Here is a 12,738-nt window from a genome sequence, read left to right as displayed (position 1 = left end):
ATTGCCGTAATCTTATCCTAACCAAACCTAACTAACTCAGCCTTAACCTTTTAAAGCCGAATCAATCATGGTTTGCGCCTGGGCGATAATATCATCAAGATGTTGCTGGCTAATAAAGCTTTCAGCGTAGATTTTAAATAGCGCTTCAGTACCAGACGGACGTGCTGCAAACCAGCCGTTTTCGGTAGTCACTTTAATCCCGCCAATTGCTGCATTGTTTCCTGGTGCATGGCTTAAAATCGCCGTAATGGCTTCGCCCGCAAGCTCAGTATCAGTAAAGCTTTCTGCATTGAGTAGTTCAAACTTAGCTTTTTTCTTAAGGCTTATTGGGCTGTCGATACGAGTATAAAAACTTTCGCCGAATTGATCGGTTAACTCTTTATAACGCTGCGCTGGGGTTTTACCGGTCACTGCCAAAATTTCAGCCGCCAGTAGCGCCAAAATAAAGCCATCTTTATCGGTACACCAGGTGCTGCCATCGCGTTTTAAAAACGCCGCGCCAGCACTTTCTTCACCGCCAAAGGCAATAGTGCTGTGGGCTAAACCATCCACAAACCATTTAAAGCCCACTGGTACTTCTAAACATGGGCGACCTAGCGCATGACAAACTCTATCGATCATCGCACTCGATACCAGCGTTTTACCCACCGATAATGAAGCCGACCATTGCGGGCGATGAGTCATTAAATAATCAATGGCCACCGCTAAATAATGGTTAGGATTCATTAATCCAAAACCTGGGCACACAATGCCATGGCGGTCATAATCAGGGTCGTTACCTACGCACAAATCATAGCTTTCGCTATGGGCTAACAACCCGGCCATCGCATAAGGTGATGAGCAATCCATGCGGATTTTGCCGTCTTTATCCAGCGGCATAAAACCAAAGGTTGGATCAACTTTGTCATTCACCAAGGTAATATCAAGGCCATATTGCGCTGCGATTTGCTCCCAGTAATAAATGCCCGAGCCACCAAGAGGATCGACGCCTAAACGAATGTTGGCTTTTTTAATCGCCTCCATGTCAATCACTTGTGCAAGTGATTCAACATACGGCGCAATAAAATCAACTTCATCAATCCAGCCAGATTTTACTGCCACGCCATAATTGACCTTTTTAACACCGCTTAATTGTTCGGCAAGATATTGGTTGGCTTTGGCTTCGATGATTTTAGTAATGTCACCTTCTGCTGGGCCGCCATGCGGCGGATTGTACTTAATACCACCATCTTGCGGCGGGTTATGCGACGGGGTAATAATCAATCCATCAACTAATGCTGCAGGCTTAGAAGCATTGGCACGCACAATGGCTTGCGACACCACAGGCGTAGGCGTAAAACCATCGTCTTTTTGGATAAGCATTTTGACTTGATTAGCCGTTAATACTTCAACCACCGACATAAAGGCAGCATAAGATAACGCATGGGTATCAAAACCGACAATCATCGGCCCTGTTATGCCTGCAGATTGACGATAATCCACAACGGCTTGGGCAATGGCCCAAATATGGTTTTGGTTGAAGCTGGCATTAAATGCACTGCCTCGATGGCCAGAGGTGCCAAATGTCACTTTTTGTTGTACATCTTCCACGTTGGGAATAATACGATAATAGTGACTCATCAATTTAGGAATATTCACTAAATCCGTTTGTAAAGCTTGCTGTCCTGCGCGTTGATGAATGGCCACGAGTGGTCTCCTATGAGTAAACGAAAATTGATGAAAAACTTAAAAAATTTAAATATAGCCTGCAATGGTGCGAGCATATTCACTGTCGCAACCTAAATGCTCCAATACCTCGATAAAAATGTTTTGTTTTTTGGCGGTATTATTATTGGTTGTGACCCAAAAACCACTGGCACCGATTTCTTTTGGGTTCGATGATTGGCTCGAATCCAGTAACGCTTGTTTTGAACGGGCAAAATACAGACGGCCTTTACCTTGTATGTCGAGCACTTTATTAAAGTCATTGCCGGTTGCGGCCTTTAAATTACCCAGCAACCACATAAAACGGCCTACAGCGCCTTTTTGTTGTGCTAATAAATGTTCATTAACAATCGATTTAAAGTCAATCGCAGTGACTTTGGCTTCAGTATGGCTAATATCAGGTTGAGCTTGTACGGCCATGACTTTTTCGACAGCGGCTTTGGCCTGATTAAATAACTCACTTCGTTGAGATTCTGCTTTTACAACTTCTGCCTCATCAGCTTCAAGGCTAGGCTCGCTGATTGCCTGCGGTAAATCAACAACCACGGTTTCTAAAGATAAATGCAATAAACGACGTAAAATATCAGAAGCGCTCTCGCCGATACGTTCAGTCTTACTGGCAATAAAGCGATAAAGTTCTTCATCAATTTCAATGTATTTCATCAGAGTCATCCTTATTCTTCTATCTGTCTTAGGCTTAACGTTGTGTTAGATGTCGTTAAACGTGCGATCGCCGATCAAATTATCGCGCAGCGATCAAAAATATGGCTTCAGTGTAAGCCAAGCTTAACCTACTAATAAAGTAGCAAAATCATTTAATGGCACATATTCACAAAAAATTCGTATCTCACGTTTAAATTTACAGCAAAATTGACACGACAAGCTGCAAAACTTGATTTGCATGAGCCATTAACGCAAAATTCGGCCTCATTGATTGTTGTTACGAGTTTATCGCACTATGCATTATGTTTCTCAAGGTCAAGGTGAAGCCGTCCTGCTTATTCATGGACTATTTGGCAACCTTGATAACTTAAAAAATCTCGGCAGTGTACTGGAAAAAAATCATCAGGTTATCCGAGTCGATGTGCCCAATCACGGTCTAAGTGAGCATTGGGACACGATGGACTACCCATCACTTGCCAATGCGATGGTGGAATTACTTGACCAACTCAACATTGCGAGTGCCCACATTGTCGGCCACTCAATGGGTGGAAAAATCGCCATGGCTATGGCTTTATTGTATCCGACTCGGGTAAAAAGCCTGGTGGTTGCCGATATTGCCCCGGTAGCTTATGAGCCGCGCCACCAAACAGTTTTTGCCGCGTTAACCAGTTTAGTCTTTGACGAACATACCAGTCGTAAATCAGCATTGGCTCATCTACTGGACAGTGGCATAGACGAAGGTACCGCGCAATTTTTGCTTAAGAACTTGCAACGCACCGACACAGGCTTTGAATGGAAGATGAATCTTGATGGTCTAATTCATTGTTACCCACGTATTATTGGCTGGGATTTGCCAATCGGTGTTGATGTGCACTTTGACAAGCCAACGCTGTTTATACGCGGCGGCGACTCGAACTATGTTACCGCTGACCACCGTGATGAAATTGTCCGTCAATTTCCTCAGGTCACAGCAAAAACCTTAAATGGCACAGGTCATTGGCTGCATGCTCAAAAGCCTGAGATATTCAATCGCATCGTGGCTGAGTTTATTGAGCAAAACCAAGGGTAAATTTTAATAATTTACTGTTTTGCACATACCCAATTCTGACACGATGTGATATATTCGCGCCCTCTTTTCGCCAGACATGATTAAGCGAAGGTAGAAATATGTTAAATCAGTACATGGATCAAATTGAAGCCGTTGGGTTGAACCTGTTTTTTGCTGCGATATTCTTTTTTATCGGTATGGCAATTCATGATGTGCTTAAACAAGGTGATGTGCCTAAATTTGGTCGATATATTGTTTGGGCAGTGTTATTCCTCGGCTGTGCCGGGTTTATTGCAAAAGGTATTATACAGATGACCTGGGAAGGCTCTGGGATCGGTTAAAAATACAATGGCAAAAGAAACAACAGATAGAACGACTATTGACCTTTTTGCCACTGAAACACGCCGCGGGCGTCCGAGAAGTAACCCACTTTCTCGGGAACAGCAATTAAAGATCAATAAGCGAAACCAAATTCAGCGTGATCGCGCTAACGGTTTAAAGCGAATAGAGTTAAAAGTGTCACAAGATTTATATGATGCCTTGAACCAACAAGCTTTGGACAGTAACATCAGTCGTAGCCAGTTAATCGAATTTATTCTGCAACAGCAACTCGACAACTGAGACGTTTTTCGAACATCGCACAACGCGAACTAGATATTTAAAGGATAGACAATGGCAACTGTAGGTCTTTTTTTCGGTAGCGACACAGGTAACACCGAAGCTGTAGCCAAAATGATCCAGAAAAAACTGGGTAAAAGCATGCTCGATGTTAAAGACATCGCTAAGAGCACCAAAGAGCAAATCGCTGAATACGACTTGCTTATGTTTGGCATTCCAACCTGGTATTACGGCGAAGCACAGTGCGATTGGGATGATTTTTTCCCAGAGCTTGAGCAAATCGACTTTACCGATAAGTTAGTGGCTATTTTTGGTTGTGGTGATCAAGAAGACTACGCAGAATACTTCCTTGACGCCATGGGCATGGTCCGTGACATCGTTGAAGCTCGCGGTGGTATTATCATTGGTCACTGGCCATCTGAAAGCTATGACTTTGAAGCTTCTAAAGGCATGGCAGACGACAAACACTTTGTCGGTTTAGGCATTGATGAAGACCGTCAACCTGAACTCACTGAAGAACGTGTTGATGCATGGGTTAAGCAAATTTATGAAGAAATGTGCTTAGCAGAATTAGCAGACTAATTCTGGCCTCACCCAACAAAAAAGCGGCAATAGCCGCTTTTTTACTATTTGAAATAAACATACATGACCACAGCCAATCTCATGCAAGCACCAAAACACTGGGACATATTTTGCACCGTTGTCGACAACTATGGCGACATAGGTGTCACCTGGCGTCTAGCCAAACAGCTTGCCGCTGAATACCAGATCCCAGTGCATTTATGGGTCGATGATTTACACAGTTTCTCACACATCTTACCGAGCCTTAATCCTGCACTACGCCAGCAAACATTTAATAGCGTGAATATATTTCAATGGAACAACCCTCTAGATATAAACTATGTAGCTGGAGAGGTGGTCATAGAGGCATTTGCCTGTGAATTACCTGAACAGGTAAAATCGGTCATTGATAACTTGCACAAGCAAGCGCAAAGCTCTGCGCCACACTGGTTAAACCTTGAATATTTAAGTGCCGAAGATTGGGTCGATGGGTGTCATGGTTTACCTTCAACACAACCTAGCGGGATAAAAAAGTGGTTTTATTTCCCAGGTTTTAACCGCAAAACTGGCGGCTTAATTTGCGAGAAAAATCTCTTTAATGAGCGCGACCAATGGCAAGCTAACCCCAATAATAAAATGCAACTTTTTGAAGCGCTAGGCTTAAGCGACATTCATGTTGATGACACTGTTATTAGTGTGTTTAGTTATGAAACCCCAGCACTAACGGCATTAATTGCCCAATGGCAAATTTCAGCTAAACCGATACACGCACTCATTCCTAAAGGTCGCAGTTTAACCAGTATTGCGCCCTTTTTGCCTGTCGATGTGGACAATCTGATACCCGGTCAACAATTTAAAATGGGTAATCTTACCCTGCATATATTACCCATGACCGACCAAATAGGATTTGATCGCTTGCTATGGAGCTGTGATTTTAATATTGTGCGCGGTGAAGATTCGTTTTTACGAGCACAATGGGCCGCAAAACCTTTTATTTGGCACATTTACCCGCAAGAAGATGATTATCATCTGGTAAAATTAGAAGCTTTTATGAAGATTTACTGCGATAATCTTGCGGCAGAAATATCGACCGCCTGGTGTGGGGTGAATTTGACCTTCAATCAAGGTAATCAACATGCCGTAGTTAACTACTGGCAACAATTACATTCTGTTATTTTGCCGTTACAGCAACATGCGCTGAATTGGCCAAATAACGCGTTAAATGATGCAGATCTTGCGAGTCGACTAGTTCAATTCGTTAAAAATAGCTAAGATACTGCTCTGTAAATATAAAAAGTCCATATATATAGGAAATAGTACAATGAAAACTGCTCATGAAATCCGTCCTGGCAACGTGATCATGTTAGATGGCAGCCCATGGGTTGTTCAGAAAACTGAAACAACTCGTTCTGGCCGTAATGCTGCAATCGTTAAGTTAAAACTAAAAAACTTATTGCTTGATTCTGGCACTGAACAAACCTTTAAAGGTGAAGACAAGTTAGACGATATCGTTTTAGAACGTCTAGATTGTACTTATTCTTACTTTGCTGATCCTATGTATGTATTTATGGATGAAGAATACAACCAATACGACGTTGAAGCTGACAACCTAGGTGATGCTGCTGCATACATCGTTGATGGTATGGAAGATCAGTGTCAAGTGACTTTCTATAACGAGAAAGCCATTTCTGTTGAATTACCAGTTCACATCGTACGTGAAGTCATCTACACAGAGCCTTCAGCTCGTGGCGATACTTCAGGTAAAGTAATGAAGCCAGCCACCATCACTGGTGGCGGTACTGTTACTGTTGCTGACTTCGTTAAAGTGGGTGACAAGATTGAAATTGACACTCGCACTGGCGAGTTCAAAAAGCGCGTTTAATCGCCAGTTAATTTGAGTTTCAGCAGAAATGGCCATAACTCAAGTAAACTAAAGGAAAGCCAGCATACGTGCTGGCTTTTTTGTATCTAAATACCACAAAAACACTAAAACCCAACACAAATACAGCACAAAACACTAAAGCAAAGGCTTAATTACCCTCAAGAATAGCATGAACGACTGATATTATTATTCAATTTGCTCGTTTGCCCCTTCCACATTATCAATAAATTCGTTATGGTTCGCTCACTTAGCCGTAATTAGTTATTGAGAGTAGTATGCGTCCCATTATCAAATCCAATAAGCTTGACTCTGTTTGCTACGACATTCGTGGACCAGTGCATAAAGAAGCCCGCCGTCTAGAAGACGAAGGTCACCGTATCTTAAAATTAAACATCGGTAACCCGGCCCCATTTGGATTTGAAGCCCCAGAAGAAATTGTACGTGACGTGATTTTAAACCTGCCCAGTGCGCAGGGTTATTGCGAATCGAAAGGTTTATTCTCGGCGCGTAAAGCCATTGTGCAACATTACCAGGCACAAGGCATTTTTGGTGTTGATATAGAAGATATCTATATCGGCAATGGGGTGTCTGAGCTCATTGTGATGGCCATGCAAGGGCTACTGAACACCGACGATGAAGTGCTAATCCCCTCGCCTGACTACCCATTGTGGACTGCTGCAGCAAACCTTGCTGGCGGAAAAGCGGTGCATTATCGCTGTGATGAAGAAGCCGATTGGTTTCCAGACTTAGATGACATTAAAAGTAAGATCAGCAGCCGCACTCGAGCCATCGTGTTAATTAACCCAAATAATCCAACTGGCGCAGTGTATAGCGAAGAGTTGCTGTTACAGGTTATCGAGTTATGCCGTCAGCACGACTTAATCTTATTTGCCGATGAAATTTACGACAAAATTTTATACGACGAAGCCAAACACATTCCTGCTGCGCGGTTATCTGATGACATTTTAACAGTAACCTTTAATGGTTTATCAAAAGCATATCGTGCTGCGGGTTTCCGAGTTGGCTGGATGATGCTATCGGGCAATTTAAAGGCGGCAAAGAGTTACATTGAAGGCCTAGAAATGCTCGCGTCTATGCGTTTGTGTGCCAATGTGCCTAATCAGCACGCAATCCAAACAGCACTTGGCGGTTATCAGTCTATTAATGAGTTGATACTGCCAAACGGGCGCTTAACCATTCAACGCGACGCGGTATATGAGTTACTCAATCAAATCCCTGGGGTAAGCTGTAAAAAACCTAAGGGCGCATTATATGCCTTCCCCAAATTGGACATGAAAAAGTTTAATATTCGTGATGATGAACGCCTAGTGCTCGATTTATTGAAGACCAAGAAAATCCTCTTAGTGCAAGGCACGGCATTTAATTGGCCCGAACCCGATCATTTACGTGTGGTGTTTTTACCGCATAAAGCCGATTTAACCAAAGCGTTAAATGAGTTCGGCAACTTTTTAGATGATTATCGCCAATAAACATTAAGCCTCAAACACTAAGCGACTGAACAGTCGCTTTTTTTTATCTCCATGCTCAGGTAAGCTGACACTGTACAGATTATTGTTGATTGAGCGCAGTAAGGAGTCTCATGAGTCATCTATTTGCCCATTTAGCCCGAATGAAGTTAATTCAACGCTGGCCATTAATGTATAACGTTCGCCGCGAAAACGTTCAGGAGCATTCATTACAAGTGGCCATGGTCGCGCACGCCTTAGTGATTATTAGTAATAAAAAATTCGACACCCAGTTAGATCCTAATCAGGCGGCAACCATTGCAATTTATCACGACGCCAGCGAGATCTTAACCGGCGACTTACCGACTCCGGTTAAGTACTTTAATAAAGAAATTGAAGCTGAATATAAAAAAATTGAAGCCATTGCCGAACAGCGCATGCTTGAAATGGTGCCTGACGAATTTAAAGACGATTATCGCAGTTTGTTTATTAGCGAAGAGGCAGATCCACAATATAAAGCCATTGTTAAAGCGGCTGACACCCTATGCGCCTATTTAAAATGCTTAGAAGAACACAAAGCCGGAAACAGTGAATTTAACAGTGCTCGCAAGCGTTTAGAGCACATGCTTGATGATAACCCTAACCCGGCAGTACGCTATTTTAGAGACTGTTTTATTCCAAGCTTTACCCTTAATTTAGATGAAATTAATCAAATGCTGTAAGGAACCTTATGTCCGATACCACAACACAGCAAGACAACATTTGGCATCAGCGCCTACTCGGTGAAGATAAGCAACGTCGTAATGATCACCGCAGTCCATTTCAGCGCGATCGCGCGCGCATATTACATTCTGCCGCTTTTAGACGCTTACAAGCTAAAACCCAGGTGTTGGGTGTCGGCATGAACGACTTTTATCGCACTCGGTTAACTCACTCGTTAGAAGTGTCGCAAATTGGTACCGGTATTACCGCCCAATTACGCCGTAAATATCCAGAGTTTAAGCCGTTACTTAACTCCATGAGTTTGATTGAATCGATTTGTTTAGCCCACGATATTGGCCATCCGCCTTTTGGCCACGGTGGCGAGGTGGCGCTCAATTATATGATGCGTCATCATGGTGGGTTTGAAGGCAATGGCCAAACCTTCAGAATTTTATCGCGCCTGGAGCCTTACACGCCATCATGGGGCATGAACCTCACGCGGCGCACCTTGCTTGGGATCATGAAATACCCGGCTATGCACTCGCAATTGTTTATCAATCTCAATAAACCCGATATTGCTAATCATAGGCAATTAAAACCCTCTGACTGGCCGCCGGTAAAAGGGTTATTTGACGATGACCAGCCGATTATTGACTGGGTATTATCGGCATTGAGTGACAATGATAGGCAATTGTTTATTAGCAGTGAACAAAGCCAGGTCAACGCTAACTACCCTCACCTTAAAACGCGTTTTAAATCGTTAGACTGCTCGATAATGGAGTTGGCTGACGACATCGCCTATGCCGTGCATGACCTAGAAGATGCCATCGTGATGGGCATTGTCAATCAACGCCAGTGGCAACATGATGTTGTCGAGCAACTGCACAGTATTAATGATCTATGGCTCAAATCCGAAATCGCCAACATTGGTGAAAAGCTGTTTTCCCACGAACATCATTTACGTAAAGACGCCATTGGCACCCTGGTCAATGGTTTTGTCACCGCCATTAGCATCAAGACAAATGACGACTTCGAAGCCGAATTACTCAAATACAATGCAAAATTGCAGGCCGATTTTGCCCTAACACTTCATGTTCTCAAGCAGCTGGTGTTTAAATACGTCATCCGTAAGCCTGAAATTCAAATGCTCGAATACAAAGGCCAGCAAATTATCATGGAGTTGTTTGAAGCTTTCGCATCGGATCCTGAACGTTTATTGCCACTGAACACCCGCGAGCGTTGGTTAGCGGCAAATGCAGAAAACAGTAACCCTATGCGCGTGATTGCCGATTACATTTCAGGGATGACCGATGGATTTGCTGGGCGATTACATCAACAGTTATTTGGTTCTAAAACTGCGGGGATTTTGGAATTGAGTAGCGAGCAATAATCATATTGCCTAGAAAAGAAATGAAAAAAGCGCTTGGTTATTTATAAGTATAAATAACCAAGCACTAGCGGGTTAAATAAAGGGGAACTAACCCAAACGACACACGACACTTCACTTTTACATACAACAACTTTTTACATACAACTGGTTACATACAACTTTTTATATCACCGCCAACATCACCATTTATGCGGGTTGCATAAACGTGTTAATTTGCTCAAGCGTCAACAATGGTGTGGCACCAGCAGATTGCGCCACCATAGCGCCGACAGCACAAGCAAAATCGATGGCATATTGCGGGTTATTGTCACTGCACAATTGATACAATAACGAGCCTAAAAACGAGTCACCGGCGCCCACGGTATCAACCACATTGACCAGGTAGCCAGAGTTATAAAACTTCTGCCCATTAACACTTAATAACGCGCCATGACTGCCTTTCGTTACACACAAATACTCAGTGTGCGTTTGCGCAGCAATGTAATCGACATTTTGCTCTAATGAATTAAACGGCGAGCCCATTGCTTTGGCAATTTCATACAATTCATCATCATTTAACTTAATAAAATCAGCTTGATTCATTAACTTAACAATGCTGTCGATATCGTAATGCGGCGCACGTAAATTTACGTCAAACACGGTGAAATTGGCACGGTTAACTAATTCCGTTAACGTCGCTAATGACACCGGGCTGCGGCCAATTAAGCTGCCAAATACCAATACATCAGCTTGCTTAACCTGGCTAATAATGGTGTCTGTTAATGCCACATTGTCCCAGGCGGTATCAGCCACAATTTCGTATGACGCAGAACCATTTTTGTCTAACGTTACCTGAACTGTACTGGTTCTTTTGTGCGGGTTAATTGCGATACAATCGCGATTAACGCCACGCTCATCGATAAATGCCAGTAATTCATGGCCTAATTGATCATCACCTACGGCACTGATCATTGAGCCCTTAATGCCTAACGCATTGAGTCTGACGCACACATTTAACGGTGCGCCGCCCACTCGTTTTCCGTCTGGGAAACAATCCCACAAGACTTCACCAAAACAGCTGATATTGATGTCAGCCTTGGCTTTATGATTAATTAATACACTGCTCATAACATTAACTCTTTGCTTGTAAACGGGCTTGCATTATCGCTTTAATATCACTGTTTGGAGCATACAGTTCAGCAATGGCTTTACGATACTCTTTGCAAAATGCGGCTTGATTATTTAAATCACCAAATAAATCGGTTAGCTGTAAAAATGCCAGTGGATCGTGTTCAGTTTTACTCGCAAATTGATGCAACTGCGCGGCCATTTGATCGTTAATCTCTAATGCTTCACCCTGTTGATTGACCTGCTTATCACTGTATAAGCACCAGGCTGCGATGACTAAACACGCTAGAGAGGTATCACGGTTTAAGGCAATATTTTCGTTAATCGATGCAATGATAAACTTAGGTAATTTTGCTGAGCTTTCTAAACAAATACGCGCCAAACTGTCTTTAATGTTTGGGTTAGCAAATCGCTCAATCAAGGTGTCTTTGTATTGGGTTAAATCGATACCCTCTAACTGATCAATTAATGGCGTGACTTCATCGTCCATAAACTTACGTAAATAGGTGGCAAATAATGGATCAGAAACAGCCTCATCAATCGTGGCAAAACCATGAATAGAACCCAACAAACCTAAAACCGAATGACCGGCATTGAGTAAACGGATTTTCATTTTCTCAAATGGGGTAACATCCGCAACAAACTGCGCGCCAGCCAAATCAAACGCTGGGCGGCCATCACTAAAGTTGTCTTCAATAACCCATTGAGTAAAGGCTTCGCAGGTGATTGGCCATTCATCATTTATGTGTAGAGTATTGGCCACGTATTCAATATCAGCTTTGGTCGTAACTGGGGTAATACGGTCAACCATTGCATTAGGAAACGCAACGTTAGCTTCTATCCATTGACCCAGCTCAGCATCAATTTTACTGACAAATGCTAATAACATTTTACGGGTCATATCACCGTTATGTTGAACGTTGTCGCAAGACTGAACGGTAAAAGGTTTCATGCCATTAGCTTTACGCTGCATTAACGCAGCCGTGATATAACCAAAGGCGGTGATTGGGTCGTGCAGATTAGCCATATCATGGATAATTTCAGGGTTAGCAAAATCAAACTCACCCGTTGCAGGGTTAAAGTTATAGCCACCTTCAGTAATGGTTAATGATACAATTTTGGTGTCTGCATTAACCAGTTTATCAATAACCTGTTGCTTGTTTTCTGGGGCAAATAAAAAGTCTATCATTGAGCCGATCACCTGATGGTCAATCTGCCCATTTGGGTGGCGCACCGTTAAACTGTACAAGTAATCTTGCTTAACCAGTACATCACGTAAACCGCGGTTGGCTTCTAATAAACCCACTCCACAAATGGCCCACGACTCTGAGCCAGGTGTTTTGAGTAATTCATTAACATACATAGCCTGGTGAGCACGGTGAAATCCGCCCACACCAATATGCACAATACCTGCTGTTAACTTACTGCGATCGTATTTCGGCACGTCGACATCAGCAGATAAAGAGGATAACGATTGTTGGTTTAGCGTGTTCAGTTTAACGTTTGATTGTTGAGTGTGCTGCATACTCATGCCTCGTAAAATATGATAATCGGTTCTGTGTTAGCTCAGTAACACACCAGACTCAAAGCAATCTTT

The 12,738-nt window shown here is 42.9% G+C and carries 13 protein-coding genes; 9 read left to right on the top strand and 4 right to left on the bottom strand.

All coding sequences use genetic code 11. The features are described from left to right. Positions 1-42: 42 nt before the first annotated feature. Together pgm and seqA are read right to left on the bottom strand one after the other, a co-directional pair. Positions 43-1,686, bottom strand: coding sequence for a phosphoglucomutase (alpha-D-glucose-1,6-bisphosphate-dependent) (gene pgm / locus GQA99_RS03395; protein ID WP_160052450.1), 1,644 nt, complete (start codon positions 1,684-1,686; stop codon positions 43-45). Positions 1,687-1,734: 48 nt separating this feature from the next. Further along, positions 1,735-2,367: a replication initiation negative regulator SeqA gene (gene seqA, locus GQA99_RS03390; RefSeq protein WP_160052449.1), complete on the bottom strand. Its 633-nt coding sequence runs from the start codon at positions 2,365-2,367 to the stop codon at positions 1,735-1,737. Between the two features lie 295 nt (positions 2,368-2,662). On the opposite strand from seqA, the gene GQA99_RS03385 reads away from it, so the two are divergent. The 9 genes from GQA99_RS03385 (at position 2,663) to GQA99_RS03345 (ending at position 10,034) form a co-directional block, all read left to right on the top strand. Next, positions 2,663-3,436, top strand: a complete 774-nt coding sequence (locus GQA99_RS03385) for an alpha/beta fold hydrolase (protein ID WP_160052448.1) — start codon at positions 2,663-2,665, stop codon at positions 3,434-3,436. 98 nt (positions 3,437-3,534) lie between these two features. Further along, positions 3,535-3,756 (top strand): DUF2788 domain-containing protein, encoded by a 222-nt coding sequence (locus GQA99_RS03380; protein ID WP_160052447.1) that lies wholly within the window; start codon positions 3,535-3,537, stop codon positions 3,754-3,756. A 7-nt stretch (positions 3,757-3,763) separates the two neighbouring features. Further along, positions 3,764-4,036, top strand: coding sequence for a LexA regulated protein (gene ybfE, locus GQA99_RS03375; RefSeq protein ID WP_160052446.1), 273 nt, complete (start codon positions 3,764-3,766; stop codon positions 4,034-4,036). Between the two features lie 51 nt (positions 4,037-4,087). Beyond that, positions 4,088-4,615 (top strand): flavodoxin FldA, encoded by a 528-nt coding sequence (gene fldA / locus GQA99_RS03370; RefSeq protein ID WP_160052445.1) that lies wholly within the window; start codon positions 4,088-4,090, stop codon positions 4,613-4,615. A gap of 63 nt (positions 4,616-4,678) precedes the next feature. Then, positions 4,679-5,866, top strand: a complete 1,188-nt coding sequence (gene earP / locus GQA99_RS03365) for an elongation factor P maturation arginine rhamnosyltransferase EarP (protein ID WP_160052444.1) — start codon at positions 4,679-4,681, stop codon at positions 5,864-5,866. A gap of 49 nt (positions 5,867-5,915) precedes the next feature. After that, a complete protein-coding gene (gene efp, locus GQA99_RS03360; protein ID WP_160052443.1) occupies positions 5,916-6,476 on the top strand; it encodes an elongation factor P in 561 nt (186 codons plus the stop codon). Between the two features lie 275 nt (positions 6,477-6,751). Beyond that, a complete protein-coding gene (locus GQA99_RS03355; RefSeq protein ID WP_160052442.1) occupies positions 6,752-7,966 on the top strand; it encodes a pyridoxal phosphate-dependent aminotransferase in 1,215 nt (404 codons plus the stop codon). A gap of 110 nt (positions 7,967-8,076) precedes the next feature. Continuing rightward, on the top strand, positions 8,077-8,664 hold the full coding sequence (gene yfbR, locus GQA99_RS03350; protein WP_160052441.1) for a 5'-deoxynucleotidase: 588 nt from the start codon (positions 8,077-8,079) through the stop codon (positions 8,662-8,664). An 8-nt stretch (positions 8,665-8,672) separates the two neighbouring features. After that, complete coding sequence (locus GQA99_RS03345; RefSeq protein ID WP_160052440.1) at positions 8,673-10,034, top strand: anti-phage deoxyguanosine triphosphatase; 1,362 nt, start codon at positions 8,673-8,675, stop codon at positions 10,032-10,034. 186 nt (positions 10,035-10,220) lie between these two features. Here the strand turns inward: GQA99_RS03345 and GQA99_RS03340 are convergent, their stop codons facing one another. Together GQA99_RS03340 and GQA99_RS03335 are read right to left on the bottom strand one after the other, a co-directional pair. Continuing rightward, entirely contained in the window at positions 10,221-11,141 is a 921-nt protein-coding gene (locus tag GQA99_RS03340; protein WP_160052439.1) for a carbohydrate kinase family protein, read from the bottom strand. A 4-nt stretch (positions 11,142-11,145) separates the two neighbouring features. After that, the gene (locus GQA99_RS03335) at positions 11,146-12,672 is read right to left on the bottom strand and encodes a mannitol dehydrogenase family protein (RefSeq protein ID WP_373291406.1); all 1,527 of its coding nucleotides are present in this window, start codon (positions 12,670-12,672) and stop codon (positions 11,146-11,148) included. Between the last annotated feature and the right edge of the window lie 66 nt (positions 12,673-12,738).

The organism is Shewanella litoralis (assembly GCF_009828585.1).
GTDB lineage: Bacteria > Pseudomonadota > Gammaproteobacteria > Enterobacterales > Shewanellaceae > Shewanella > Shewanella litoralis.
This window is presented reverse-complemented; position numbering and strand designations above follow the sequence as displayed.

What these genes read in the sequence shown, in the direction of transcription:
- seqA (WP_160052449.1), bottom strand. Translation starts at nt 2,367, where the DNA reads ATGAAATACATTGAAATTGATGAAGAACTTTATCGCTTTATTGCCAGT.
- GQA99_RS03385 (WP_160052448.1), top strand. Translation starts at nt 2,663, where the DNA reads ATGCATTATGTTTCTCAAGGTCAAGGTGAAGCCGTCCTGCTTATTCAT.
- GQA99_RS03380 (WP_160052447.1), top strand. Translation starts at nt 3,535, where the DNA reads ATGTTAAATCAGTACATGGATCAAATTGAAGCCGTTGGGTTGAACCTG.
- ybfE (WP_160052446.1), top strand. Translation starts at nt 3,764, where the DNA reads ATGGCAAAAGAAACAACAGATAGAACGACTATTGACCTTTTTGCCACT.
- fldA (WP_160052445.1), top strand. Translation starts at nt 4,088, where the DNA reads ATGGCAACTGTAGGTCTTTTTTTCGGTAGCGACACAGGTAACACCGAA.
- earP (WP_160052444.1), top strand. Translation starts at nt 4,679, where the DNA reads ATGACCACAGCCAATCTCATGCAAGCACCAAAACACTGGGACATATTT.
- efp (WP_160052443.1), top strand. Translation starts at nt 5,916, where the DNA reads ATGAAAACTGCTCATGAAATCCGTCCTGGCAACGTGATCATGTTAGAT.
- GQA99_RS03355 (WP_160052442.1), top strand. Translation starts at nt 6,752, where the DNA reads ATGCGTCCCATTATCAAATCCAATAAGCTTGACTCTGTTTGCTACGAC.
- yfbR (WP_160052441.1), top strand. Translation starts at nt 8,077, where the DNA reads ATGAGTCATCTATTTGCCCATTTAGCCCGAATGAAGTTAATTCAACGC.
- GQA99_RS03345 (WP_160052440.1), top strand. Translation starts at nt 8,673, where the DNA reads ATGTCCGATACCACAACACAGCAAGACAACATTTGGCATCAGCGCCTA.
- GQA99_RS03340 (WP_160052439.1), bottom strand. Translation starts at nt 11,141, where the DNA reads ATGAGCAGTGTATTAATTAATCATAAAGCCAAGGCTGACATCAATATC.
- GQA99_RS03335 (WP_373291406.1), bottom strand. Translation starts at nt 12,672, where the DNA reads ATGAGTATGCAGCACACTCAACAATCAAACGTTAAACTGAACACGCTA.